Source organism: Aquimarina algicola (assembly GCF_006443095.1).
Taxonomy (GTDB): domain Bacteria; phylum Bacteroidota; class Bacteroidia; order Flavobacteriales; family Flavobacteriaceae; genus Aquimarina; species Aquimarina algicola.
This window is the reverse complement of the sequence record NZ_VFWZ01000002.1, coordinates 698,997-724,676: the sequence shown is the minus strand read 5'-3', so window position 1 is coordinate 724,676 and position 25,680 is coordinate 698,997. Positions and strand designations below refer to the sequence as shown.

At 33.7% G+C, this 25,680-nt stretch carries 24 protein-coding genes and 1 tRNA gene; 11 read left to right on the top strand and 14 right to left on the bottom strand.

Going from position 1 to position 25,680, the window contains the following annotated elements; genetic code table 11:
• Window positions 1-73: 73 nt before the first annotated feature.
• The 12 genes from FHK87_RS07145 to FHK87_RS07090 all read right to left on the bottom strand — a co-directional run bounded on the left by FHK87_RS07145 (window position 74) and on the right by FHK87_RS07090 (window position 9,418).
• Window positions 74-1,843: a MutS-related protein gene (locus tag FHK87_RS07145; protein ID WP_140591998.1), complete on the bottom strand. Its 1,770-nt coding sequence runs from the start codon at window positions 1,841-1,843 to the stop codon at window positions 74-76.
• Between the two features lie 75 nt (window positions 1,844-1,918).
• Window positions 1,919-2,275 (bottom strand): MmcQ/YjbR family DNA-binding protein, encoded by a 357-nt coding sequence (locus FHK87_RS07140; RefSeq protein ID WP_140591997.1) that lies wholly within the window; start codon window positions 2,273-2,275, stop codon window positions 1,919-1,921.
• Window positions 2,275-2,892 (bottom strand): DUF4230 domain-containing protein, encoded by a 618-nt coding sequence (locus FHK87_RS07135; RefSeq protein ID WP_140591996.1) that lies wholly within the window; start codon window positions 2,890-2,892, stop codon window positions 2,275-2,277. Before FHK87_RS07135 ends, FHK87_RS07140 begins: the two co-directional genes overlap by 1 nt.
• A gap of 1 nt (window position 2,893) precedes the next feature.
• The gene (locus FHK87_RS07130; protein WP_140591995.1) at window positions 2,894-3,250 is read right to left on the bottom strand and encodes a DUF4260 domain-containing protein; all 357 of its coding nucleotides are present in this window, start codon (window positions 3,248-3,250) and stop codon (window positions 2,894-2,896) included.
• Complete coding sequence (locus tag FHK87_RS07125) at window positions 3,250-3,999, bottom strand: cyclase family protein (protein WP_140591994.1); 750 nt, start codon at window positions 3,997-3,999, stop codon at window positions 3,250-3,252. The genes FHK87_RS07130 and FHK87_RS07125 overlap by 1 nt, the downstream gene beginning before the upstream one ends.
• A 3-nt stretch (window positions 4,000-4,002) precedes the next feature.
• A complete protein-coding gene (locus FHK87_RS07120; RefSeq protein ID WP_140591993.1) occupies window positions 4,003-4,794 on the bottom strand; it encodes a class I SAM-dependent methyltransferase in 792 nt (263 codons plus the stop codon).
• 18 nt (window positions 4,795-4,812) lie between these two features.
• Window positions 4,813-5,949 carry a radical SAM family heme chaperone HemW gene (gene hemW, locus FHK87_RS07115; protein WP_140591992.1) on the bottom strand — a complete coding sequence of 379 codons (1,137 nt, stop codon included), beginning with the start codon at window positions 5,947-5,949 and terminating at the stop codon, window positions 4,813-4,815.
• Between the two features lie 34 nt (window positions 5,950-5,983).
• Entirely contained in the window at window positions 5,984-6,541 is a 558-nt protein-coding gene (ruvC, locus tag FHK87_RS07110) for a crossover junction endodeoxyribonuclease RuvC (protein ID WP_140591991.1), read from the bottom strand.
• 52 nt (window positions 6,542-6,593) lie between these two features.
• Complete coding sequence (locus tag FHK87_RS07105) at window positions 6,594-7,073, bottom strand: hypothetical protein (protein ID WP_140591990.1); 480 nt, start codon at window positions 7,071-7,073, stop codon at window positions 6,594-6,596.
• 118 nt (window positions 7,074-7,191) lie between these two features.
• Window positions 7,192-8,109, bottom strand: a complete 918-nt coding sequence (locus FHK87_RS07100) for a M56 family metallopeptidase (RefSeq protein WP_226294129.1) — start codon at window positions 8,107-8,109, stop codon at window positions 7,192-7,194.
• 350 nt (window positions 8,110-8,459) lie between these two features.
• Window positions 8,460-8,813, bottom strand: a complete 354-nt coding sequence (locus tag FHK87_RS07095) for a BlaI/MecI/CopY family transcriptional regulator (RefSeq protein WP_140591988.1) — start codon at window positions 8,811-8,813, stop codon at window positions 8,460-8,462.
• 167 nt (window positions 8,814-8,980) lie between these two features.
• Complete coding sequence (locus FHK87_RS07090) at window positions 8,981-9,418, bottom strand: energy transducer TonB family protein (RefSeq protein WP_140591987.1); 438 nt, start codon at window positions 9,416-9,418, stop codon at window positions 8,981-8,983.
• A 177-nt stretch (window positions 9,419-9,595) separates the two neighbouring features.
• On the opposite strand from FHK87_RS07090, the gene FHK87_RS07085 reads away from it, so the two are divergent.
• The 4 genes from FHK87_RS07085 (at window position 9,596) to FHK87_RS07070 (ending at window position 14,232) form a co-directional block, all read left to right on the top strand.
• Window positions 9,596-10,096 carry a DUF456 domain-containing protein gene (locus tag FHK87_RS07085; protein ID WP_140591986.1) on the top strand — a complete coding sequence of 167 codons (501 nt, stop codon included), beginning with the start codon at window positions 9,596-9,598 and terminating at the stop codon, window positions 10,094-10,096.
• Between the two features lie 624 nt (window positions 10,097-10,720).
• Window positions 10,721-12,517 (top strand): ParB/RepB/Spo0J family partition protein, encoded by a 1,797-nt coding sequence (locus tag FHK87_RS07080; RefSeq protein ID WP_140591985.1) that lies wholly within the window; start codon window positions 10,721-10,723, stop codon window positions 12,515-12,517.
• A gap of 264 nt (window positions 12,518-12,781) precedes the next feature.
• The gene (locus FHK87_RS07075; protein ID WP_140591984.1) at window positions 12,782-13,618 is read left to right on the top strand and encodes a DUF932 domain-containing protein; all 837 of its coding nucleotides are present in this window, start codon (window positions 12,782-12,784) and stop codon (window positions 13,616-13,618) included.
• 68 nt (window positions 13,619-13,686) lie between these two features.
• Entirely contained in the window at window positions 13,687-14,232 is a 546-nt protein-coding gene (locus tag FHK87_RS07070) for a hypothetical protein (protein WP_140591983.1), read from the top strand.
• A gap of 70 nt (window positions 14,233-14,302) precedes the next feature.
• Here the strand turns inward: FHK87_RS07070 and FHK87_RS07065 are convergent.
• Both FHK87_RS07065 and FHK87_RS07060 read right to left on the bottom strand, forming a co-directional pair.
• Window positions 14,303-14,387 (bottom strand) — tRNA-Phe (locus FHK87_RS07065).
• 15 nt (window positions 14,388-14,402) lie between these two features.
• Complete coding sequence (locus tag FHK87_RS07060) at window positions 14,403-16,922, bottom strand: DEAD/DEAH box helicase (RefSeq protein ID WP_140591982.1); 2,520 nt, start codon at window positions 16,920-16,922, stop codon at window positions 14,403-14,405.
• Window positions 16,923-17,735: 813 nt separating this feature from the next.
• On the opposite strand from FHK87_RS07060, the gene FHK87_RS07055 reads away from it, so the two are divergent.
• The 7 genes from FHK87_RS07055 to FHK87_RS07025 all read left to right on the top strand — a co-directional run bounded on the left by FHK87_RS07055 (window position 17,736) and on the right by FHK87_RS07025 (window position 25,587).
• Entirely contained in the window at window positions 17,736-18,080 is a 345-nt protein-coding gene (locus FHK87_RS07055) for a single-stranded DNA-binding protein (protein WP_099543840.1), read from the top strand.
• Between the two features lie 78 nt (window positions 18,081-18,158).
• Entirely contained in the window at window positions 18,159-18,608 is a 450-nt protein-coding gene (locus FHK87_RS07050; protein WP_140591981.1) for a JAB domain-containing protein, read from the top strand.
• A gap of 11 nt (window positions 18,609-18,619) precedes the next feature.
• Window positions 18,620-18,817: a hypothetical protein gene (locus FHK87_RS07045; protein WP_140591980.1), complete on the top strand. Its 198-nt coding sequence runs from the start codon at window positions 18,620-18,622 to the stop codon at window positions 18,815-18,817.
• Between the two features lie 428 nt (window positions 18,818-19,245).
• Window positions 19,246-19,626, top strand: a complete 381-nt coding sequence (locus FHK87_RS07040; protein ID WP_140591979.1) for a BfmA/BtgA family mobilization protein — start codon at window positions 19,246-19,248, stop codon at window positions 19,624-19,626.
• Between the two features lie 11 nt (window positions 19,627-19,637).
• Entirely contained in the window at window positions 19,638-20,669 is a 1,032-nt protein-coding gene (mobB, locus tag FHK87_RS07035) for a MobB family relaxase (protein ID WP_140591978.1), read from the top strand.
• Between the two features lie 5 nt (window positions 20,670-20,674).
• Complete coding sequence (locus FHK87_RS07030; RefSeq protein ID WP_140591977.1) at window positions 20,675-22,261, top strand: type IV secretory system conjugative DNA transfer family protein; 1,587 nt, start codon at window positions 20,675-20,677, stop codon at window positions 22,259-22,261.
• 221 nt (window positions 22,262-22,482) lie between these two features.
• Window positions 22,483-25,587 carry an HsdM family class I SAM-dependent methyltransferase gene (locus FHK87_RS07025; protein WP_140591976.1) on the top strand — a complete coding sequence of 1,035 codons (3,105 nt, stop codon included), beginning with the start codon at window positions 22,483-22,485 and terminating at the stop codon, window positions 25,585-25,587.
• Window positions 25,588-25,680 lie beyond the last annotated feature (93 nt).

Genomic DNA, 25,680 nt, shown 5'->3' with positions numbered 1-25,680 from the left:
ACTTTAATGCTGTAAAAATCTACAAAAAAATAATGTAAGAATACCCCGTAAACAGGGATTTAATAATTCGATCTTATACTATCCCCATTTTTTTGAGAAGGAAAGAAGCATTCATATTTTGACAAATTCCATCTTTAAATTTATAGTCAAAATAAAGCTCATCATCAATAATTTGTGCATCGAAGAAACGATTTTTCACCTGTGGTAATTCGTTAGCTATTTCACAAAGACTTAGATCATGTGTGGCAATGATACCGGTAGCTTTTGTAGCTACTAATCGTTCTACAAATTTGCGAGACCCTGCTGCTTTGTCAACACTGTTGGTTCCTTTCAAAATTTCGTCCAGAATAATAAAATATTCGTTTTTATCTAGGGCTTCTACAATCTTTTTTAGTTGGGTTAACTCTGAAAAAAAGTAAGAAGCATCGTCACTTAACGAATCTGCCGTACGCATACTTGTGATTAGTTTTATAGGCCGATACTGACAAGATTTGGCACATACAGGCAGTCCTATGTTTGACATCACGATTTGTAGAGCAACAGTTCTTAAAAAAGTACTTTTGCCTGCCATATTAGCCCCGGTAATGATAAAAAACTGGTCTTTTTCTATACAAATATCATTGTCTACTCTTTTTACCGGATTAAGCATTGGATGCCCAATTTGTCCTGCTTTGATGATTGTGTTGTCTGATGTGATTGTTGGGTAAATATAGTCTGGATGATTAAAAGCAAAATTTGCCAAAGAATTATAAGCATCAAAAAAAGAGATTACATTAAACCATTGCATTACTTTGTTATGATGAGAGGCTATCCAGTTTTCGATACGATAGCATTGTTTAAGATCCCAAAGTAATAATCCATTAGCTATAACGCCAAATAACATGTTGTTGCGTTGATCAAAAGCATTAAGAATACTAGCAAACTTTTTTAGGATTAGAGAAGCTTTTTCTTTTTCTGTAATAATTAATTGTTGTTTTTCTTTTAGAATATTAGCTGTAAAAGAAGTATTTTCTATTTTATCAACAAGTCTGTAATATTGATCAAATGTATCTTTTACCTTATTGGCTTCACGATATAAAACGTTGATTTTTTTGATTTGAGTTCCGGTGATGCCGAACCCAACAAAAAGCCAAAGTAAAAATATGTTGAAAGTAATAGTTTCCAGAAATAATAAAGTAACCATTATCAATGAAATCACAGAAAAAATAGTAGGAAGGTATTTCATGATTTTTGGAACGAAAGGAGTGTAGTTCTTAAACCACTTTTTGATGACATTTGTAGAAGTTGTTACTTTTACTAGTGCAGCGATCGCACTAAAATCTTGTCTCCATTCTGGCATTGCAGACAAGTTTTGGATCGCTTGTTGTTTTTGAGGGATATGATCTAAATTATTAGCTTGTAAAAGGTCGGCAAGTTCAATTTTTCCTGCGAGTGTAGCAGTACGATTTGTGTATTGAAAGAAAGAATGACTCCCAAAAAGGTCAATATCATGACTAAACGGATGAGCAGTTTTTATAAATTCTTTTCCTGTGGGTAAATCTTTTATTTGGTTTTTGAAAACGTCGAGTTCAAGTTGATTAATTTCGATCAGTTTTTCTAGTTTATTTTTGGTATAAGTGAGATTACTATGTCGGGATACCAAATAGATAAAAACGACAACGCCAATTACAATACTTCCGATAATAATTTGAATGTTTGGATACCCAAAATAAACCCCTGCGATTATAGCCAAAAAAGCAATTATTCTTATTGTACTGGATAGGGCTAACTGTTTTTTTACTTTTTTTACAGCCGAGGTATGTAATGTAATTTGTTCTTTATAAAATTGATGCGGAGTATTCATATAGTATTGCAGAATACATAAAAGAAGTATGGTCAGAATATTTATCCTGTATCATTTTTATGTTTTCTTGATTTTTTAAAGGTTTTCTAGTTCTTGTTTTACTTTTTTGGTTAAACCACTCACAACCAAATCATAAGAATGGTCTATTAATTCATGTAGCATATTAGTAGCTAAACCACCAGAAAAGTTAACAGTGTTCCAATGTTTTTTGTTCATATGATACCCAGGAGTAATTTCAGGATGATACTCTCGAAGTTCGATAGCTTTGTCAGGATCACACTTTAAGTTTACAGAAAAAGGAATTCTTTCTAATCCTGTAAGTGCAAACATTTTTCCCATAACCTTAAAAACCAGTGTGATTTCATCAAAAGGAAATTCTTCTGTTACTCCTTTTTTTTCAAGACAGTATGCTCTAAAAACTTCTATATTCATTATTCATCTAACTGTTTTGTGTCTTTATTATTGTTTAATTCTAATGCAGAGTAATCAAGTTTCCATCCTATTGCTTGTGCTAATGTTTCCATAAGAGAGATTGCAGTAAGAGCTTCTTTTTTTGCAGATTCCATTAATCCGCTTTGCGGGATTTTATCTTTGATAAACTGCTTTGCTTCTTTGTTTAACTCAGTAAGGTCTTTTGAGGTAAAAGGGTTAAGCCAACCTTCTTTTTTATCATAATATTTGAAGTCTGTTTCTATTGTTAATAGTTTCGGTTGTGGAAAATGACTGAGAATAATACGTTTGTTCTTAGTGTCACTTTCTAATTTTACTTGTGATAAATCAAAACCGATATAGGCTTTTGCATCGATAAGGATTAATGCTTTTTTGGTTCCGGTGAGAAGGTTAAAAAACTTGTCTTTTACACTTTCATAATGATATATTTCAGCAAAATCGCCCTCTACAGTAACGAGTTTACAAACACTTTTGATTTTTTCCATAAGTACTGTAGATTGTGTTTGTATTGCAGATTTGTTTCTAGCCGCATTAAATTTTGAAAAAATAAAATACGCTAAAACAGCACCGCCTAATAGTCCTATAAATAATAACTCCATACTAATTGTTTTTACCTAGCTCACCCAGATGTGTAAATTTAAAACCTTTTTCTAATTTTAACCCATATCCCAATATTCTATCAAAAGAAGCATGAGCAAAAAGGATGATACCTAATAATTGAAGTATATGGTTTTCCAGACATATTCCTATACCATATAATAGTATTGCCAAGCCTTTATGATGAAAAAGATTATATACAAAGGCTCCTGCTTTGTTATTAAATGCATATCCCAGCATTCCTAAGTCTGGAGCTAGAAATAGTACTAGAAATAACCACCAGGGGTAGGGTAATAGGCTAAATAAAAAAATCCCAAAACCAAACATGGCAATTTCTTCTAATTGTAATGTGATTTTCATTATGAAAGAATTTTATAAAGAATTGGCTTACTCGGTGCAGCATCATTTTCAAAAGATGCGATTTGTAGATTCAAAAAATATATTCCATCCTCTATATGATTTGCTACATAAACCATTTCTGTTATGGTAGCTTGATGTCTTGTAGCTTTTGGATAATTCCAAAATGCCTTGTGAGCTAATAGTTGCCCTTCATCTTTTTCTTTGTCTACTGATGGTAAATCAATGAGTAAATGTTGTATGCCTAATTCTCTAATATATATTGCTGTAGATTCATCTAAATATGGCCAATTGGTGTTTGAATACTGTCTATTCTGCTTTTCTACAGGATTAGGCAAGGTTCTTATAATGAGTGCTTCGGTTTTTTTATGCTTTAATTGTTCTGAAATTTGATTTTTGGTAATCTTCAAATCTCCTTTTTCTCGGTTTGGTGTAACAGAAATTACCTCTGCCAAATAAAAAAAATGTTTTAGTGTATCATTAATACTATAAAACTCAGAAGTAATATGTCCAACACATTCTGTATGAGTGCCATGCCCGTGAGGATTAAAATTAATGGTATTAAAATTAACAGAACCTCCCTCAGAGACTTTGCCGATCCAATTGCCCTCTGTAACGGGTTCTATTTTTGGTTTGTCAATATACCAGGCGTTTACATTCTCTTCAGAAGCTCTAAGTACGATAGAAATATCCAAAGGTTTTGCAAGATCGATTTGATAAGACTGATTCTGATGTGTAATTGTAGTGATCATATCTCAGTTTGAAGTTTTTTTGAAAACTATAAAGAGGTAATCTCCATCTGTATTGTTGTATCGTGTGATCACATCATTTACTTTACCTGATGTGATATCTTTTTCTAAAAAATGTAGCCCTTTTGAAACTTCTTCGGCATTTGATAGAGATGAAAAGGAAGAAATACCATTTCGTATTTTTGGGTTTAAATACATTTTGGGATTGTTTTTACCACAATAGAGAAATAAGTCTTGCAAGTCTGATTTGATATTGTATTTTTCTGTAGTGATAATATTAAAATTATTATTTTTTGCGCTTTCCTCGATGATATGATAAGAAGGCATTTGATGGATTGAATCAGATAACATTTTAGGAAAATAATGATTGAGCCAATATCCTTTCATCTGAACAGAAGTTGACGTGAATAATACAAATACTCCTTCGGGCTTAAGAACCCTATTTAATTCTGTAAAACTTTGATTAAGATCTTTCCAATGATGGATGGTGAGGCTTGCAATAATTCCGTCAACGCTTGCTGTCGGTAATTTTAGATCTTCAGCTTTGCTAACTTTCCACTTTACATGCTGATTTTGATTTTTTGCTTTATCAAGCATTTTTTCAGAAGGATCAATACCTATAAATTGATATCCTTTTTTTGAAAATTCAATAGTATAATTACCGGTACCACATCCGATATCAAGATATTTTCCATTAAGGTTAGGATCAAGTAGCGATAATAGTTTATCAAAAATATAAGGATCTGCTTTTCGAGTATGGTTGTAGTCAATTCCGATAGTGTCGTATTTTTCTTGCATGCCCCTTATTTTTTATAGTTAGCCTAAATTTAATAAGAAAAGATCACTTGCAATGCCGTCGCTTAAAAACTTTCCTTTTTTAGTGACTAGTAAAGTGTCTCCATCAAGAAACAGAAGGTGTTCTTCTAAGTGTTTTTGAGCTTGTTTGAGTAGATATTTTTTATATTTTGTTCCAAATTCTTTTTCGATACGTATTATCGATACTCCCCATTGTGTTCTTAATCCAGTCATTACATATTCATTATAGCGATCGGTTGTGCTGAGGCCTTCTATATCTCTGGGAATTATATTTTGTTGAAGTGCTTTTATATATTTTGAGTTGTTATTGATATTCCAACTTCTTTGTTTTCCGTTATAAGAATGTGCAGAAGGACCAATGCCTATATAATGTTTTCCTTGCCAATATGCAGTATTGTTTTGGCTATAAAAATCAGGTTTTCCAAAATTAGATAATTCATAATGATCAAAACCGTATTGATCAAGAGTTGCAATCAAAATTTTGAAATGTTCTTGTGCCAATTCGTCATCTACAGGCGCTATTTCTCCTTTTTCAATAAGTTTGGGTAATGCAGTATTGGGTTCTACAGTCAATGCATAACATGAAATATGAGGAACACCAAATGATAAGGCTATCTCAATATTTTTTTTCCACCGTTCTACCGTCATATCAGGAATACCATAAATTAGATCTATCGATATGTTATCAAATTTTTTTGTAGCAAGAGATAAACACTGTAATGCTTCTTGGGCATTATGTGCTCGATTCATTAATGTTAAATCTTCTTCAAAAAATGACTGAATCCCAATACTTAGTCGATTAACTTTACTTTTTGAAAGTTCTATGATTTTTTCTTCAGTGAGATCATCGGGATTCGCTTCAATGGTTATTTCTACATTATTAATAACCTTGTAGTGCTTATAAACCTGATCAAGTATGGTATTTAACTCAGGTATTGATAATACAGAAGGAGTACCACCACCAAAATAAATTGTTTGTATTGTGGTGTTCGCTTCTAATTCGTTTCGACGTAATTGAATTTCATTGCATATTGCAGTAATCATATCCTCTTTTTTCTTCATCGAGGTAGAAAAATGAAAGTCACAGTAGTGGCAAGCCTGTTTGCAAAATGGAATATGGATATAAATACCGCTGATAATTTTTGACTTTAAATTTTATAAAAAAGAGGGGTTATTTTTTCACTCGTTTTTCGTTTTGTTTTACAAAAGCAGCCCAACCCGAATAGCTTTTTCCTACAATGTCAGCTCTTCCCATATTATAAAAATGACAAACTGCCGCAGCAAGCCCGTCTGTAGAATCCAAATTTTTTGGAATGGTTTTGAGTTTTAATAAGCTTTGTAACATTTTTGCTACTTGCTCTTTGCTAGCATTACCATTACCAGTAATTGCCATTTTTATTTTTTTTGGAGAGTATTCTGTTATAGGAACTTCTCTACTTAGTCCTGCAGCCATTGCTACACCTTGAGCTCTTCCTAGTTTTAGCATAGATTGTACATTTTTACCGAAAAAAGGAGCTTCTATCGCAATTTCATCAGGATGATACGTGTCTATAAGCTCTACAGTTCGTTCAAAAATAAGCTTCAACTTGAGATAGTGATCATCATATTTACCAAGTTGCAATTCGTTTAATTGTAGAAAAGACATTTTCTTATTGATGACTTTTATGAGGCCGAATCCCATGATAGTAGTTCCAGGATCTATACCAAGTATGATTTTTTCGTCGTTCAAGGTTTAATTTTTAGATATTACAAAACTACATAAATCAAATGAAGCTACCGGTTTAGTCAATATGAATTACAATAGGAAGTTTATATAAAGCATTGACAGGGGTACTTCGCGTGTGTGCCGGCGCAACTTTTGGAAGAGTTTTAATACCTTGTTGGATAATTTCTTTTAAATCCGGGATTTGGGTTTTTATAGCATTTGATATAGTAAAATCTTCGAGAATAATTTCTGCGTCTTTTGTAATTAATAATGGTACCCAAATAGTGTCGTTTACAGATTGTGAAAGCTCAAAAGTATGTTTGGCAAGGTGGTTATGCAGATGTGTCGTAATTGTATTTTGAAAACAAGTTTCTAATTCAGCTTCTGTTTTATGTTCACAATTTTTAAATAGAGGATGTTGTTCTACTTCATTTCTATTTAATTTTTGTAGTTCTTCTTTTACAATTTCCTCTTTACTTTCTTTTTTGAGAACAAAGTTGTCGCAAGAATATAGAATAAACATTAGTATTCCGATATATAAATTTCTTGTATTCATGATCCGCAAACAATTTCTGATCGCCAAGCTAAGTAAAATTTTTAAGAGAAAGAAAAAGTAAAAATACAAAAGCCGAAGATTTCCCTTCGGCTTTATTTAATTTAAAGATTTTATGAAATCAGTTGATAATAAATTTTATAGGCATAGAGTATAAGACTCCCACAGTTTGACCATCTTTTTCACCTGGTTGCATTTTTGGTATTGATCTAATAACTCTTTTGGCTTCTTCTTCTAATTGAGAAATAGCAGCTCTTGCTTCTACATCAACAATTTTACCTGTTTTACTTATTTTAAAACGTACATAAATTCTATTCTCTCCTATTTCGGCATATTGTTCTACGGCTTTAACATTAAAGTTAGTATTTACAAATGTTCTAATTTCAGAACTCACACATTTTTTTAATTCTTCTCCTGTTGTTCCTTTACAATTTTGTGGCGTTGGATATTTATCAAGTTTTGTAAATGGAATGTCTTTTTTTTGAGTACTATTTTTATCGGAAAAAGATTCTATATTAGAAGTAGGTTGTTCTTGAGAACAGGATACATAAACAAGCATTATGAGTATAACGGGTAGTATGCCTAAATATTTAAGTTTTGAGATAGGCCGACTTTTTGATTTTTGTAACATGATTATTCGTTTTTTGATTAATGAATGTTGAAAGAATTGATTTGTAAACTCAACCCCTTTTGTTTGAAAAGTATTATTTAATAACTGTTTGCAATAGCTTTTTTTGTCTACAGTAATAACACTCTTTTTGTCTGCCATATACTCATGAAGAGTAATCATTCTTGATTGATAGATGTAATTTATAGGGTTGAACCAAAAAAATATTTTTAGAAGTTGAAACCAGATTAAATCTAATGAATGTCTCTCTTTTACATGGATAACCTCGTGTGTAATAATGTGTTCTTTTTCTGTATTAGATAATTGATCTCCCAGAAAAATGATGTTTAGAAATGAAAAAGCCTCTGTGCTGTTTGGAAGCACATAGATATTATAATTATTATAGGTTTCCTGCTGTGCTCTTTTTTTCAATTGATATATGTGTGAACACTTTTTCAAGAAAAGGCATAACATGATTAAGGTGATTGTGCAGTAGAACAAAAACCAATTGTTTAAGTCGAAACTATTATAAAAAAAGGTTGTAGCAACATCTATTTTTGATTTTTGACCAATAAGAATTGTCGATAAGTGAATTGAATACGGATCTATAAAAATTTCTTTAATATGATCAATCCTAAATAGGGGTAAAACAATTGGGATAGCAGAAGTGATAAGAAGGTAAAACCTATTCAAAGAAAAAAAAGTATCTTTTTTATGTAAAAAGTCATAAGCAATTAAAAATATTGCTTGAAAAACAAGTATTTGTAATATGTAATGAAACATTATTTTTCTAGTTCTTTTAAAATATTTTCAAATTCCTGGATGCTCATATCATTTCTTTTAGCAAAAAAAGAAACCATATTAGTGAACGAGCCGTTAAAGTAATTATCAATCAGTTTTGTGAGCGATTGATTACTATATTCTTCTTTGGTTACTAAAGGAAAATAAATATATCCTTTGCCTTCTTTACGATGGGTTACAAATTTTTTGTTTTCTAATATCCTTATGATAGTAGAGATTGTATTGTATGCTGGTTTGGGTTTGGGCATTTTATCAATAATAGAAGCCACATTAGCTTCTCTTAATTGCCATAACCATTGCATAACTTCTTCTTCTGCTTTTGTAAGTTGTTTCATAAATCATAGTCCTTTTTAACTATTTTCTTAGTTGAATAAAACAAATATAACTAAAAAAATAGTTCAAACTAATAATTTAGTTGAAAAATCACAACTATTTATACGCTAGTATGTTTGTTTTACTTTATTTAAAAAATAAAAGTTGATAATTTGAGCTTAAGGATTTTTTAATTTCCTGTCAATCGTTCGTTTGCATTAATTTCTGTAGTGTTCACTTCGAATATGATAGGTAGTGTAAAAACTTGCTCTTGTACAGATTTTCCGTTTTTTGAAACAGGTATCAACCTAGGAAGTGTTTGTAATACTCGTATTGCTTCTATTTCTAATTGAAAAGCAGAAGATTTTGCCTGAACATCAGAAACTTGCCCGGTCGCATCAACTGTAAATCGAGTATAAATACGATTTGTTCCCGATTGCGCGTGTGCCATGACCGATGCAACATCATAGTTTTTGTCTACAAATTGTTGTATTTCTTTGATGATGCAATTTTTTCGAACTCTTTCATTTGTTGATGTTTTGCATTTGGAAGTAGTAAAATAATTCTCCTGCGAAAATGAAACAAATTGTATCATTAACACGACTAACGTTATTAAGAAAGATTTCATAATTTTAAGGGAGTAGTTTTAGATCAAGTACGTTGTAAATTAATTTTTATTTTGTTGCAGCACAAAGCTAAATAAAAGTAGATGTATTGTAAAACCGTATTCTCTTAGTAGAACAAAAGTTAACCATTAAATCATATTTTAATGAAGAAATGCTAACTTTTTATTAACGTCATTATCATGGATATAATTTTAGTTATTATTGGTTTCGTTTTTTGCTTATTTGGTATCATCGGAAGTTTTTTGCCAATACTTCCCGGGCCTATAACTTCGTGGATAGGATTGTTGTTACTTCATTTTACAGATGCAATCACTCGAGATTGGGTTTTTTTAGGAATTACACTAGCGATATCTATTATAGTTTGGGTGTTAGATTATGTCGTTCCGGCATTGGGGACCAAAAAATTTGGTGGAACCAAATACGGGATGATAGGAAGCTCTTTGGGGTTAATTGTTGGGCTTTTATATTTAGGACCCTTTGGTATTATTATAGGGCCCTTTGTTGGGGCGTATGCCGGAGAGTTTATCAAAGACAGTAGTAACTCTTCAAAAGCTTTTAAAGCTGCGTTAGGTTCTTTTATTGGTTTTTTAGCAGGAACTTTTATTAAGTTTATTGTGTCTTTGGTATTCCTTGTTTTATTTGTTCGTAGTATTTGGGAGCAATGGGATGCTTTCTTTTAAGGAAATTAAAGGCTATAAAACTAAAAAAGCCTCTCCAAGTTATATGGAAAAGCTTCTCATTGGTTTACTACTAAACCGCTCATGCAATTGCATGAGACAACACAACATCTTTTTGCAAAAAAAAGCTTCAATTAATATGAAGCTTTTGCAATTTTGCGGTCTGGACGGGACTCGAACCTTGCTCAACGAGCCCAGCCGCTGTGGCACTTCTGCCAAATATCTTCATTAATGTTGACGATTTGTGAACTAATTCCCGTAGGTAATAGTTTCTTTTAATTCGTCTGATGCAAAAATAGTAATTCTTTTCAATTAATAACATTTAAAATCAAATAAATTGAAACGTTTTAGGTCGTAAAAACTAACAATTCACTTCTAAATTTAAGAGCCTGTTTTATAATAAAATACTCTATTGATTTAAAATAACTTTCCTGACGTAGATAATCTGGAGAGTTTATTATCATACAATATCACCGCAATTTAAACTCGTAAAATACTTCCATCAAAAGACTACGGCATAAAGCCAACACTTCTTCCCTACTCATTTATTCCGTTTCCTTTTGAGCCAAGATTTTATCTTCCGTTTGGTTCCTGCTTAAATATTGTTTAATCTAAAATTTAAGTATTATGACAACAAAAGCAAGTACCACAAGTAGAAACGGTAAGGCAAGTACAGCCGTTAAAAAGGAGGTCAAAGAAAGATTGACACAAAGGGCAATTGGGCTTCAAATTCAGAACCTGAGTATTGATAAGGTAATTCCCGACCCAATGCAACCAAGAAAGACATTTAACGAAGCATTACTGCAACAGCTTTCTGAGAGTATAAAAAAGCACGGTGTACTTCAACCTATTACTGTCCGTAAATCTGGAAAAGAGTATATCATCGTGATGGGCGAACGTAGGTTTCGTGCCAGTAAGTTGGCAAACAAGAAAACGATACCTTGTATCGTGAGAACTTATAAGAATAATGATGTTCTGGAAGTTCAAATCATCGAAAATCTACAGAGACAGGATGTAGAACCGACCGAAGAAGCGGAGGCAATTGCCTTTCTGAGCGAGAAATATGCACCGTCTGAAATTGCAAAACGATTAGGGCGAAGTGATAATTTTATAAGACAGCGTTTAAAATTAGCTGGTCTCATAGAAGGGTTTAAGCACTTTGTACGTAATGGAGATATGACCATTTCCCTAGGGATTGGTATTGCGCTATTCGAGCCAGAAGAACAACAAATGATGCTTGAGACTATGGGCGAAGATTTCAATGTCCATCAAATCAACAGAATGATTAAAGACCAGACCTTTGATTTAGAAAAAGCACCTTTTGACGTAGCTGACAAGAAATTGATTGTAAAAGCTGGAGCTTGTAATGAATGTCCTTTCAATGCAGCAAATCAAGGTAATCTGTTCGGGGATGGTAAAATGGTATGTACAAAATCAGCTTGCTATGAATCGAAGAAAAGCAAGTCGTTCTTGAACCTGCTTGAGAAATCAAAGAAAGAGAATATTATTCTTATTCCGGAGATACAAAAGTATTGGGCAGACGAAGAACGAAATCAGCTTGTTATTGCCCAACTGGAAAATAGTGGATTGAAAGTCTATCTTCTCGATGATGTAGAAATAATTGAGCGTCCTATCGAACCTACAATAGAGGCAATCAAAAAGGAGTACCAGCATTACGATTATTCTGAAGAAGAATTAAAAAAGGAATATAACGTTGCCCTTGAAAACTACACAGAGGAATTGGAAACATACAACTCTGCAAAAGAAAATGGATTTGTAAATGGTATCGTTTTCCATCCTGAAACATATAGACACAAAGAAGTCTTTGTAAAGATTGTTGAAAAATCAAAAAGTGAATTGACTACACACTCAGCACCATTGGCCGATAGAAAAATGGCTGATTGTACCCCTGAAGAACAAATTATTAAAATCAACGAAAGGGAAATCCGCAAGAAGCAAATCGATAACAACAAGCAGTTTGAAGAAGTTGTCGAAATGATAAGAGATACCAAATACATAGAAACCAAGAAAACGCTTTCGGTAGATGAAATGGTGGCTTTCTCAATATCGCTATTTGAAAATAATGTTGACTATATGAGCCAACAGAAATACTTTTCAGGACTGTTAGGCGATACCTCAAAGATGACGAGAATTGAACTTATCGAAAATTTCAAGAAGAAGTTCAAAAAAGAAATCTTCCATAAGTTAATAAGGTATATCCTAACAAAACAAGTACATTTTGGCGAAAGTAATCACGTCAATAATTTAACCAATATTTCATTTTACAATGCAATGCAGGGTTACTATAAAACAAAGATTGCAAATATTGAAAAGGAATATACAGAAAGAAGAAACAAGCGTGAAGGACGCTTGAAAGAGCGAATAGCAGTTCTTGAAAAGCAAATTCAGGAATTGAACGATTAGCTTTTGTTGTTTGAAGAAGGGTCGGCATCCGTGCTGGCTCTTCTTCTTTTTTTTGATAATACTTTGGTAAAAACAGCTATGAGGTAGAATAATAATCAATCAATAGTAACGCAAAGATAAACTCGTAAAATACACCCATCAAAAGACTACGGCATAAAGCCAACGCTTCTTCCCTTACTTATTTATTCCGTTTCCTTTTGAGCTGAGATTTTAGCTTCCGTTTGGGTTACCGCTCAAATATTGTTTAATCTAAATTCAAAAGCTATGTATTTACAAAATTTACAACAGGATGAAATCTTTGTTCCATCAGAAATGAAATCCTTAAAAACTTTGACGCAGATGGAATCCAGACGTGGACTTGAAAACGTCATAATTTCCAATGGAAAAATTGTCAATGTAGTATCGAACAGCTATGGACACATTCCAAATCAATTGTTCTTCAAGAAAGCTGAAGAAATGCTATCCGATGCACAACTGAACTATCATAAACGTACCATCAACAAAAATGACAGGTCGTTCATTACAGATTTCATTATTGACGATAAGAGTCAGTTTTCTGTAAAAAATAAAGAAGATTTGATACTGCCGATGCTTCGCTTTAAAAACTCTTATGACGGTAGCGAAAAGACCTCTGGCCACTTCGGATTTTACCGAAAAGTATGTTCTAACGGACTGCACGTTTCTCAGGCGGAAATCGAGTTTTCCATAAAGCATAGTAAGAATAATACGCACTTGATTATGCCAAGGTTGAACAACTTATTTGACAAGTTTTTGGATAATGAGTTTTATACCATTACTAGGAAGTTCGATAAGATGAAGGAATTTAAAATCATCGATACAAAGGAGTTCGTAAAGGCCATTCTAGACAAAACTAAACTGTTTAGATACGAGTGTAGCGATAAGAATAGTGACCCTTCAAAAAAGTCTCGTGAGGTTATCGAGATTTTGAACTATGAAGCCTTATTGCTCAATGAAGAACCGAATCTATGGTTAGGCTACAATGCCTTTAACTCGGTTTTGCACAATACATTGAAGAAGAGTTTTGGCCAACAAGAACGGTTAGATAAAAAATTATTCGATGAAGTCTATGAAATGGCTTAGGAATATTTAAAGGTTTATCCAGTACCTATCTAAACTGGATTTTCTCTTACATCTAAAATCTAAATATTATGAATAATATAAAAACAGTACAACTTAACTTTGGTTTTGAGTGTGAACCGATACAAGAAAAGGAAAAAACATTGAAATCTAATAAAAAGCGTGATAACGATTTCGTCTTCAATTTTATGGATTGTCTTACCAGCCCAATCGTTGTTTTTAAATCCGCCTGGCAGGATATAATTCCTAAAGACATACTTAAAAACATAAAATTATCAAGACTATTAAGTTCAATGCAACAAGAAGAAATGGCTTCACTTACTGAGGCTTTAGCATATATGATGCCTAGAACTTACGAAGCACCAATGCCCACAGAATGGGTAAATATTTATACTTGGCTGGGGCTTCAATATGCGAGTCAGTTTAAGAATAAGGACCAGTTAGGCGCAATGAAAGAAATAGGAACCAACAAACTTTCAGAATATGAAACGGGTCTTTTGAATAATTTGAGAAGATGGATTTATGATAAAAGAAGAAAGGCGCTAAAAGATAAATTGAAAAGTGCTGAAAAATCAGAGGCAAAGATTTTACCTAAAAATCAGGAAGTACTTTTTTAAAGAGTAAGTTGAGACCGTTCTAACCAACAAGCCCGCAAATAAATTGCGGGCTAAAATACTTTCGTATCTGCGGATAGAGAGAGATTCGAACTCTCGGTACAGTTTCCCGTACGCCTGAACTTCAATCAGGAGCCTTCGACCACTCAGCCATCTATATTTTAACCCTTAATCTATCCTTTTTTCGAATAAACTGGCTTGAGATAACAAGTTCTAAAACCAATGGGCGTGAAATTATGTATTCCTAATAAGTTAGCAATTTCCTTCGTTGTAGCAGCAATAAACCCCGAATTATTGATTCCATCAACAAATCTTCTTAAATTGTCCTTCAATAAATTTAAAGAATCTTCATCGATAACACGAGTGTTTTCGCTTGTATTTACATTCCACCCTTTTATGTTTGGCGGTTGCAATGTAACCAAATTATGATTAGCTGCTGGTCCGTAAAGATTCTTAAACCACTCACCAGAGCCTAGAAGTTGATTAATGTTATCTCTAGTGATAACGTCGTGTACTGCCCTTGATTTTGCTTCTAGCACAAGATAATGCTGGTCGGTCATTACCCATAGAACATCTGGACCATTCCCAAACTCAGCTTCTGGTTCTTGTGCATAAAAACCAATTAAGCTTCCAATTTCTGCCAAAGCATTTTCAAATTTAGTATGCGGTATATCTTGGCTGAAACTAAGATTTTCAAAGAGACTTTCAATATACATTTTAAAGTCTTGTGATGTCTCAAAGCGTTTAATAAAATGAAGCACCTGTATAGCCTGCCCTTCGTTAGCTGTAATCTTGGTATAGCTATGACCATTTTTAGATTGAAGCATGTGCGAAGTCGTTTGGGCTGCTTTTAATTGTAAATCATTTGATTTAGGTGCATTATCAAGAAATAAATAATTGGCAGACTTTTCAAAATACCAACCACGCTGTTTAGAAGTTAAATCTACCGAGTCCACAATATCATTTAAAATAAGGTTACTAGCACCTTCATAATCCCTTCTTCTAAATTGGTCGATAGCTCTTGATTCTACATCAGCAATTTCTAAATTCTTCAAAATTCGGTCATCTGTTTTATCTACTTCGATTTTGGACAATATATCTGAGTGGTATTCTCGCCAACTCATATCTTGCACCAAGCACAGACTTGCTGTTTCTTTAATTGTTTTTAAAGCATTGTCTTTAGACTCTTCATCTAAAAGCGAAAGCCCCAATTTAAGCTGTTCTCTAGTTACAGGAGTGAAGTACTGAAGATTAGATTTGTTACCTACAAATTGTAGCAAATCTTTACCCATTAGAAATACAGTACAATAATCACTTCCAGACCTTACCGCCCTACCTAATCCTTGTTCTATTATTTGTGCTTTTAATGATGCTTTTACAGATTCCAAACGTAGTTCTGCATATAGCTGTTCGTAGGAGCTGAATGATGGGTAACCATCAAGAATAAGTACTCGACACATATCCCCATTCAAATCAACACCATCATACCTATTAACTAGTACATAGAATAGCCCCTTCTTTTTCTTTAGCTTGCCGATATCTTTATTGATACTTTCATTTTCAATTTTTTCAGCGCCGATGTCTTCCCATTTGGTTGCCCGTTCCGAAGATGGCGTCAGTACCATAACATTGATTCCCGATTTAGAATAATCTTTTGCTAAGGCCATTATCTGCTCATCGGTTATTCTCGAATCAAATCGCTGTGGCGCTAGGATTAAGCGTTGTCCTACATCTTTACGGTCTTTAGGTATCAGAGCATTTTTAATACTATTTTTATCAATTCCTAAATCTTTTATCAAGTCTATTTGGTCTTCAAATGTTGCTGAAAGAATATATCGGTGTTTTGCTTCATTAAAAGCTCTTACGTTATGAAATGGCACATAAGCAGGTGCTATTTCTATACCCCTTGGACCTACGTAGCAATCATAAGACTTTAAATCGTCGGCAATCAATCCCCATTTGAAAAATAATTCATCATCATCACTAAATTCACCAATGAGCTCGATTAATTCCTCATTTCGTGAGAGCCAAGACCAGTAAGGAACTTTTAAGATTTTAGCGTAAGGGTCACCTTGTATTAGTCTGTGATAAGTACCTGGAGCTTGATATTTTAAATCCCCTTTAAATAACTTGAGTAATCTCTTGGATAAATCGTGACCGAAAGGAATTAACAATGTTGTAGCATCCCTAGCTTTATCTAGACATACGTGTGCATCATCGAGAACAATAGAACCCACATCAATGTTATCTCTTTCAAAAATTGAGCGGGAATTGAATAACTTTTGAAATGTGCATAGGAGTATAGCCTTAGAATTTAAGAAATCATCAGGAAACACACTTCTTTGCCCTGCATATTCAACTTCACAAACAGGTATTCCGTATAAATTTGCTTGAATTTTAGCCTGTTCCAAGAGTTGTTTATCTGGGCAGAGATAAAGACTTGGTCCAACACCTTCTATCATTTTCGAATACAACATTAGCAGGCTTACTAACGTTTTACCAGAACCCGTATTCATTTTACAAAGAACATCTCGTTGGGCTCTTATAATATGCCAAGAGTTTAATACCTCTTCTTGAATTCCTCTGAGGTAAGCATATCCCTCTTTATGAAATAAGGTTTGAAATAGTTCAGTTGGTTCAAAATTGAGTTGTTTTGGCGTTGTATCTTCTAGTTTTTTCTTAAATATATTCATCAATTCAGCGATTATTTTCTTGACCAACAAAATAGTAAAATTTGGTCAATGCTTGTAAGTTATTTTAACATAAATACTTACATAGTCAAATTAGAAATATTTAATTATCATTTTAAACTTTAGTAAATAAGTATATTCTATTTTTATAACCCACTCAGCCCATTCCCCTTCATTTCGCGAAAAGCTACAATCCGAGAAAAGAGCTTCATTATACAGGTCTTGGACACAATCCCCAATTTCAGCTTTCCATTCCGCTAACCCTTCCCGATGCTCTGGGAAGGAACACTACATTCCCGAGCCAAAATTGTGAATTAAGTCCGCCTTTTCATCGGAAAGACATCACTTCGATTTTCTTAACAGGATTTTCGGCGCGGTCTTCTTGAGCCCTCACTCGAAAATCCTTAAAAACCGAACCGCTGCCTTACACATTTTAAGGGGTTTATAATGGATAAAGCCTTTATTGTTTTTCGGGTCGTCGAAAAACAGGCACGACATAACCAATTCTAATTTAACCACAGCTACTTATTTCGCTTAACTGTCGGTACGCTCAAACGCAACTGCGTTTAAAAGAATTGCTAATGCCCTTATGGAACTTGTCAAGACTATACGAGTTTTAGTGAAAAATAAGGTTTCTACTTCCTTGAAAATCTAAGGATTTTACTACGTCGCAAACACACCTGATTTTACCCTAAAAGTCTTGACAAAACCCACTCTATCCATTGTGCGATGCACAGAAGAAAAGAACAAACACCCCTTAAAATTTAATCTGTTTTAAATCAATAGGGGAAATATAAATCACTTAAATATTTTATTATGAGTACTATTAAAAATCACGTACAGTTAATTGGAAATGTTGGACAAGAACCAACCATTACGAACCTTGAAAGCGGAAAGAAAGTAGCCCGTTTTTCACTAGCCACAAATGAGTATTACAAAGACAGCAAAGGCGAAAAGCAAACAGATACGAATTGGCATACAATTGTTGCTTGGGGCAAAACTGCTGAAATAGTAGAAAAGTATGTTGCTAAAGGAAAAGAAGTTGGAATATCGGGAAAACTCAAAACTCGAAGCTATACAACTGATGATAACGAACAACGCTATGTTACGGAAGTTGTAGCCGATGAAATCCTTTTACTTGGAAGTAAAGGCGATAAGTAAACCTAAAATGAAAAAGGGCGTAACCGTCGAAAGATGCGCCCTCTTTTTTCATTATTCACATTTTAAATACTATAAACAATGAAAGCACAAGTTAACGAAATAAAGATTAGCTACAAAGGGGGTTTGAAATCTTCTAAATGGCAAAAAATTGGTAGTTCGCAAGATGCAGCCGAACTTCTTTTTGAGGATTGGGATAAAGATACTATCGGAATACAAGAAACCTTTAAGGTGGTTTTGTTGAACAATAGCAATAAGGTAAAAGGGGTCTATCAACTTTCACAAGGTGGTATAACAGGAACATTAATAGACCTACGAATATTGTTTGCGGTTATATTGAAATCTCTATCCGTGGCAATAATTTTAACGCACAATCATCCAAGTGGAAAATTACAACCTAGTGATGCGGATAAGAGACTAACGAGCAAAATTAAAAAGGCATCAAAGCTATTCGATATTACCATTCTTGACCATTTGATATTTGCACCTGATGGGGATTATTACAGTTTTTCTGATAATGGACTTTTGTAAAACTGAAAGCTATGATTTACATTAAATTTCAAGATTTGAGCGAGGAAAAACAAGAGGAACTTTTTCAGGTTTCTAGGGAACACGTTATACATCTTTTTGGGGAATCTATTCAAGAATATGTTGACGAAACTGGGGCAGATTATGACAAGTTGATAGACGAGGAAATGATTAAAAATCTATACACGTATAACTTCGTTTTCAACATCTAATTTCCTAAAGTTACTTTTTAAGCACCTCTAATGTTAGGGGTGTTTTTGTATGCAATTCACATTTCAATTCAAGAAAAAAATGTATCTTTACAATGCTGAAATTCAGCGTACAAATTAAAGTAAGGTTATCCAATTTTTGACTTTCGCCGATACCCTTATACATCGAAAAATAACATATCGGAAAATTATTTTCCTAAAATGGCAATCGGTTTTTTAACCAGATTGTATGGATTTTTGTCCCGCGAGCGGGACGAAAAGGAATAGCAAGAGGGTAACACGCTGCGCGATGTTTCTGATTCCTTTTCGTTTTCAAATAGCTGATTACCAACAATTTGAATATATTTTAATTTCCTGACAATCAACGATTTGCGACAAACGGGCTGGAAACGCCCATTTTTAGGGACGATTTTGCGACAAATCGGCGAAATATGGACTCATTTACTGGCATTAGATTTAAAAAGGAAACAGCAAAACGTTTCCAAACATTCTCACGCACTTACTTCAAATCACACACAGAGGCAATGTCCACGATGCTCGATTTTTTCTTCTACAATGAAATTTCACCAAAGGAAAAATTAGGACCAACGGGACGCACCATTGAAGCTAAATTACTCAAAAGAATCAATGCGGTTATTGCTATAATGAGGGATGTGGAAAAGACACAGACCAAACCTACGGTGGCGATGATTCAATCTCTTTTTGAAACTGAAGAGCCAACTAAAAAACCGCTAATCGTAGAAAAGAAATATGCTGAAGAAAAGAAAGAAGTACGCTTTCGTGAAAAGCAAAAACCAAGTAATCAACTATAAATTTTTGAGCTATGTATATTACAATAACAGCCCAAAAATTGGGAAATAATTATTCACAAAGTTCAGCAGATTTTGTGGGCTATTTAGAGAAAGAAAATGAAGGTATAGAACAACAGGATATGGAACACTTTTTCAATCAATATGGGGATGAGATTTCTGCTGAAGAAGTGGTAAAAGAGATTGATGGAAACACCGCAAAATTGAAAAAGAAAGAACCTAAATTTTATTCCATCACAGTCAGTCCTTCAAAATATGAATTGCGTAAACTTCAGAACAATAGCCAAGACTTAAAAACCTACACTCGTGAATTGATGAAAGATTATGTTGCCAGCTTCAATCGGGAAATCAATGGAAGACCAATTTCAATAAACGATATAAAATACTATGCCAAAATTGAACATCAACGAACCTTTAAGGGAACGGATAAACAGATAAAAGAAAACCAATCGTATGCTACAAAAATACTTCAGCTTAAAACCGAAATCCGAAATATTCAGGAAGGACGAGCTGAAGGGAATATTAAAAGGATGGGAAAGGAAATCGCTAAACTGGAACGCCAAGCACCACATCAACAAAATGGAAAACGGATAGTCCAGGGAATGCAAAAAGATGGAAACCAAAGTCATATTCATATCATCGTGAGCAGAAAAGATGCTTCCAATTCAATCAGTCTTTCCCCAGGAAGTAAACACAAAGCTTCGGAAGTTGAAATGCACGGAAAGAACGTAAAACGTGGTTTTGATAGAGATAATTTTTTTGAGAAAGCAGAAAAGACGTTTGACAAGACTTTTGGCTATAAACGCAACTTTGCTGAGACCTACAAAGCACGAAAGGATTTTGTGAAAAACCCCAAGCTTTACTTTGCAGCCTTAATGAAATTACCAGCTAACGAAAAAGCATTGGCTTTCAAAATGATGACGAAAACAGGATTGCCAATCGTTCCAAGTATTCCTGTTACTCAGGCGCAGATTGCACTTCGGGTTTTCAAGCGGTTAAGGCGTGGTGCGGAAGTGGCCATAAAATCAAGTTCCATTGGAATCTAATTAGTATGCAGATAGATAATATCATAACGATACTTTCAATTATTGGTTTGGCCAGTACTGTTTTCTATGTGCTATTTCGAGTAAATAAGTATGCGTTTATTTTAAATATCGCAATGCTTTCATTTCTCGTATTCTATCTTTCTGAAGGGAATGAATTGGTTTCGATAGTATTGTATTTGGTGTGTCCTCTAATGCTAATTAATATAGGATTGTATGTTTTTCTGCATAAGACTGAAAACACACAAAATGGAAACACAAAATACCAAGTCAGTTTTTCTACGAATAAAGGAAGCTTCAAACTAGATAATATTAAACGTGGCGCATCCGTCATCGGATCCGCCGGAAGCGGAAAAACCGAAAGTGTGGTTTATGGATTTCTAAAACATTTCCGGGAAGAAGACTTTTGCGGAATTATTCACGACTACAAGGATTTTGAACTGACCGAAATGGCATATCCATTGTTTAAGGATAGTGATATTCCGTTTAAGGTCATTTCCTTTGATAAAATCATCCATAAGGTAAATCCTATTGCACCTCGCTATTTAGAGAACGAGGAAAGTGTAAATGAAGTGTCACGGGTATTGATTGAAAATCTTTTAGAGCAAAGAGAATCAGGAACGACTGGAACAACCAAATTTTTTAACGATGCAGCTGAAGGATTGATAGGTGGTTTGATTTGGAAACTGAAAACCGACTATGCTAAATATTGTACGCTGCCACATTTGATAGCGATTTATCAAATGTTAGATACGGACAGTCTTATACAGTTTTTAGAAACCAATACCACATCGAGAGCAATGGCAGATGCTTTTATTAGCGGAAAAGATTCAGATAGGCAAACAGCTGGTGTCAAGAGTACATTGGCAAATGCTCTGAAACGAATTAGTACACAGCGCATTTTTATGGCATTGTCCGCAGACGAAGTACCCTTGAATATCAATAGAGAAGAAAACCCTGCGATTATTTCTGTGGTAAACAATCCAAAATATGAAACATCCTATTCGCCCGTAATTGCAACTATTATTCATACCATTACCAAACAAATGAGCGTGCGCGGTCAGAGGCCGTCTTTTCTTTTGATGGAAGAAGCGCCTACCATTCGCCTTTTGAATATGCACCGTATTCCTGCAACCTTGCGTAGTTATGACATTGCTACTATTTATGTGATGCAAGACAAAATTCAGAATGATATGATGTATGGCGATAAAGCAAGCAAAGCAATTTTAAGCAATCTGTCCTATCAATTTTTTGGTAAAGTTAACGACCCAGACACCGCCAAATATTACGAACGCTTTTTTGAAATTATCAAAGACCCAACGAAAAGTATAAGTCGTGGACATAATCTCGATTTTGATACACGTATTACGACTGGAGAAAAAGAAATCCCTAAGATTCGTGCTGATGTTTTCTTCAGGTTAAAACAGGGCGAATTTATAACCTATGCAGATGGGAAGGATAAGAAGGTACAGTTTAAATTGGCTAGTATTCCAAGAGAGCTTCCGCAGGTGTCGAAGCAGTTTAATCAGGCAGATTTAGAAGAGAATTTTGAGCGGGTTTATGATGAAGCGAGGTCGATATTCAATGCTCATTGAGATAATATTGTAGGTGGTGTAGTAGGTGGTGCAATAGAACTTATTTTTAGAGGAACTCATTTTAATATTAAAACGGTAGCACATTAAACTATCGCATCCATAAATTTGGAAATATTCCAAATAATAGTAAAACTTCGATTATCAAAATCGCAAAATCATTTGTACCTTTGGAATTAATTTAGTATGTAACTAACTATCAGATATTTTGGGCAACTTTCGATATGATTGATTTTGATATAATAGAAAACTTAGGCTTGGACAAGGCCGTCTCTGTTACTTCGGAATCTAATCAAATTTCTGAAAGTCAGTTAGTTGTAATCAATCAAGTGAGAGACTTCGGTATTGATGAAATTTATTTCAGTACCGACGAAAATCATAATAGTTATCCTGCGGTTTTTCTAAAAAAGGTTGAAAAATTTGATGACCTGGCTCTTCATCAAGTTGCAAAGGCTCAAAAAAAAATCTGGAACTTCAAAAAGGTAATTTTTCTATATGTTTATGCGGAAACTGAAATCCGTATTTATAATTGTGCCGAGAAACCTCTTATAATTAAATCAGATGATTTTGACTATAAGAAGGAGCTTAAAACACTCGAAATAGCTTCTTATAAGTTCTCTGATAAAACCAAACTTAAACAGCTTCAAAATCTTTTTTCCACTATTGCCATTGATACAGGTATTATATGGACATTGGAGGAAGCGTATGACATAAGAAAGAAGATAAGCCTTCAGCGAAGGGTAGATAAATATCTTGTAGAGAGCCTTACCTATACTGCTAAGCAATTACAAGCGGAAGGTTTAGAAATAAACCTAATTCATAAAATAATAATGCGTTCTCTATTTCTATTGTATTTAGAGGACAGAGGCGCAACTGATGAAAAGTTCTATTCAGAAATAAAAAAAGGGTCCAAGTCTTATTTCGACATTTTGGACGATGCAGATAAGACATATTCACTTTTTAAAAAACTGGAAGAATATTTTAATGGTAATGTTTTTACTATAGATAGTAATGAGTCAATTTCTAGAGAACACCTAAAGATTATCCGAAAGTGTTTCATCAACGGTAATGATAATTCCTTACAACAGAATCTTTTTGAAGATTTACGCCTGTTCGATTTTAGCATTATTCAAATAGAATTGTTAAGTGAAATCTATGAGAACTTCCTTGCTGAAATAAACCCTACTTTAAAACAAGATACAGGTACTTATTACACACCACCTTCCCTGGTTGAACTCATATTGAATGAGAAATTGCCAATCTCTAGGACGGAAAAAGAATTTAATGTTAAGGTATTGGACCCAACGTGTGGTTCGGGGATTTTTTTGGTTGAAAGTTTTAAACGTCTAGTCAAGCGCCACGAAAATGCAAATGCAGAAAAGCTCACGGATTTTAACGAACTGAAGAAGCTACTGACGGAAAACATATTTGGTATAGAGATACACCCTCAGTCAATCAAGGTAGCTGCTTTTAGTCTTTATTTGGCTTTGGTAGATAACTTGAATCCTAAGACAATCTGGCAAAATAAAGACTACCGCTTACCATATTTGATAAATGACCCTTCAGATGATACTTTGGTCGAACAAGGCAATAATCTATTCCGAAGTGATACTATTCAGAAAAATCCACAAGTAGAACAAATAGACTTTGATTTGGTGGTGGGGAATCCGCCTTTTGGCACTAAGAACTTATCCCAATCTATTCGAGATTATAGTGATAAATATGGATTTGCTAAGGAAATGGTTCTACCATTCTTACATAAGGCAACCAATTTCTCTGAAAATGGGGAAATCGCTTTGATTTTCAATACCAAAATACTGACGAACACCAAAATAACGTATCAAAATTTTAGAAAGTGGCTCTTTAATGAATGCTATGTAGAGAAAATATATAATTTCTCGATTTTACGAAATGCACCTAAAGATTTCGGTGGTCAATTGTTTGGTTCAGCAACTGGACCAATCAGTATTGCATTTTATAGAAAAAGTCCACCAAAGAAAAAATCGGACACAATTGTCTATTATGCCCCTAAGACCTACATTAAATCTAATGTTATTGAAGGTGTTAGCATTGATGGAACAGATTTAAAATATCTTCCACGGGAAGAATGCAATAAACCAACTTCAAAAATTTGGAAAATTGCAATGTGGGGTGGAATTAGAGATATTAATTTAATACAAAAACTAAATGCTTTAGACAGTCTGGAACAGTTTATATCGGATGAGAAAATTGACAAGGGCTCTGGATTACAATTTTTGAATAATTCTACAAAGAACCCGAAAGTAGATAACGAAATTCCAAATAGATACATTGCCCCTAAGAATATTAAACGTTACGTTTCACACTCATTTTCAGATTTGAATTCTGGACTTACTCAGCCGTCAAAGGAAATATATGCAAAGTATTATGGCGTGCAAGTGGAAGACTTACCCACAATTAATGTATTTAGACGCGTCGGAGCAAAAAAAACTTATTCTGCACCACATATCTTAATTAAGGAAGGGCTTTCCAATTGGAAAATTTGTGCTTCTTATGAAGATGAAGCCTGTTCGTTTAATAGTAAAGTCTTAGGGTTTAGTCATTCTGATTCAAAAGTACTTAAAGGACTAACTTGTTTTATAAACTCAAAGCTTGCCTATTATTATCTTTTCTTATGTTCGGCATCTATCGGAATAGAAAGAGAAGAAATCAAACCTAATGAAGTTTATCGACTTCCATTTTCTTTGTCCAAAAAGAACCTATATCATCTTGCTGATATTTATGATAAGATGATAATTGAGGAATCTAAAATTTTCAATACAAATACAAAAAAGTTTGAAAAGGAGATTGATAGCTATATATCTAAATGTTTTGAATTTTCAATCGATGAAAGCTTAATTGTAGACAATTTTGTAGAATTTACCATTCCATTATTGATTAAGAGATATCAATATGTTCTTGGTCCAACTAACAAAAATGAAATTCAAGATTATGCCATAAAGGTTTCGCAGCATTTAAATGACTTTTTACAAAATCAGGATTTCTATGCTAATTGTACCATTTATGGAAACATAAGTCATTTCTCACCTTTAATGATAACTAAGGTTGAGTTTGAAGATTCCGAGAAGGAAGTTTCAATATCTAGTGTGGATATACACGACATATTGCAGGACTTGGATAAAGAATTGTGGCAAAAGAAAGCAACCAATATTTATTTCAGAAAAAAATTAAATTATAAAACAGGCAACGAGATTTTTATTGTTCGTCCCAATCAGAGGCGATTCTGGACTCAATCGATGGCGATTGAAGATGCTTCAGAATTAATACTGGAAATCCTTAATGAAGTATAGTAAATGGGATTAAACAAAGTAATAGTTGCCAGCTTCAAAAGAGGCTTTGAAGAAAAATGCTTTCAGCTGATAACAGAATCTTATGTTTCAGCT

Excerpts from the sequence above, each read along its gene's own strand:
- FHK87_RS07145 (WP_140591998.1), bottom strand. The coding sequence starts at position 1,843 with ATGAATACTCCGCATCAATTTTATAAAGAACAAATTACATTACATACC.
- FHK87_RS07140 (WP_140591997.1), bottom strand. The coding sequence starts at position 2,275 with ATGAATATAGAAGTTTTTAGAGCATACTGTCTTGAAAAAAAAGGAGTA.
- FHK87_RS07135 (WP_140591996.1), bottom strand. The coding sequence starts at position 2,892 with ATGGAGTTATTATTTATAGGACTATTAGGCGGTGCTGTTTTAGCGTAT.
- FHK87_RS07130 (WP_140591995.1), bottom strand. The coding sequence starts at position 3,250 with ATGAAAATCACATTACAATTAGAAGAAATTGCCATGTTTGGTTTTGGG.
- FHK87_RS07125 (WP_140591994.1), bottom strand. The coding sequence starts at position 3,999 with ATGATCACTACAATTACACATCAGAATCAGTCTTATCAAATCGATCTT.
- FHK87_RS07120 (WP_140591993.1), bottom strand. The coding sequence starts at position 4,794 with ATGCAAGAAAAATACGACACTATCGGAATTGACTACAACCATACTCGA.
- FHK87_RS07105 (WP_140591990.1), bottom strand. The coding sequence starts at position 7,073 with ATGAATACAAGAAATTTATATATCGGAATACTAATGTTTATTCTATAT.
- FHK87_RS07095 (WP_140591988.1), bottom strand. The coding sequence starts at position 8,813 with ATGAAACAACTTACAAAAGCAGAAGAAGAAGTTATGCAATGGTTATGG.
- FHK87_RS07090 (WP_140591987.1), bottom strand. The coding sequence starts at position 9,418 with ATGAAATCTTTCTTAATAACGTTAGTCGTGTTAATGATACAATTTGTT.
- FHK87_RS07085 (WP_140591986.1), top strand. The coding sequence starts at position 9,596 with ATGGATATAATTTTAGTTATTATTGGTTTCGTTTTTTGCTTATTTGGT.
- FHK87_RS07080 (WP_140591985.1), top strand. The coding sequence starts at position 10,721 with ATGACAACAAAAGCAAGTACCACAAGTAGAAACGGTAAGGCAAGTACA.
- FHK87_RS07075 (WP_140591984.1), top strand. The coding sequence starts at position 12,782 with ATGTATTTACAAAATTTACAACAGGATGAAATCTTTGTTCCATCAGAA.
- FHK87_RS07070 (WP_140591983.1), top strand. The coding sequence starts at position 13,687 with ATGAATAATATAAAAACAGTACAACTTAACTTTGGTTTTGAGTGTGAA.
- FHK87_RS07060 (WP_140591982.1), bottom strand. The coding sequence starts at position 16,922 with ATGAATATATTTAAGAAAAAACTAGAAGATACAACGCCAAAACAACTC.
- FHK87_RS07055 (WP_099543840.1), top strand. The coding sequence starts at position 17,736 with ATGAGTACTATTAAAAATCACGTACAGTTAATTGGAAATGTTGGACAA.
- FHK87_RS07050 (WP_140591981.1), top strand. The coding sequence starts at position 18,159 with ATGAAAGCACAAGTTAACGAAATAAAGATTAGCTACAAAGGGGGTTTG.
- FHK87_RS07045 (WP_140591980.1), top strand. The coding sequence starts at position 18,620 with ATGATTTACATTAAATTTCAAGATTTGAGCGAGGAAAAACAAGAGGAA.
- FHK87_RS07040 (WP_140591979.1), top strand. The coding sequence starts at position 19,246 with ATGGACTCATTTACTGGCATTAGATTTAAAAAGGAAACAGCAAAACGT.
- mobB (WP_140591978.1), top strand. The coding sequence starts at position 19,638 with ATGTATATTACAATAACAGCCCAAAAATTGGGAAATAATTATTCACAA.
- FHK87_RS07030 (WP_140591977.1), top strand. The coding sequence starts at position 20,675 with ATGCAGATAGATAATATCATAACGATACTTTCAATTATTGGTTTGGCC.
- FHK87_RS07025 (WP_140591976.1), top strand. The coding sequence starts at position 22,483 with ATGATTGATTTTGATATAATAGAAAACTTAGGCTTGGACAAGGCCGTC.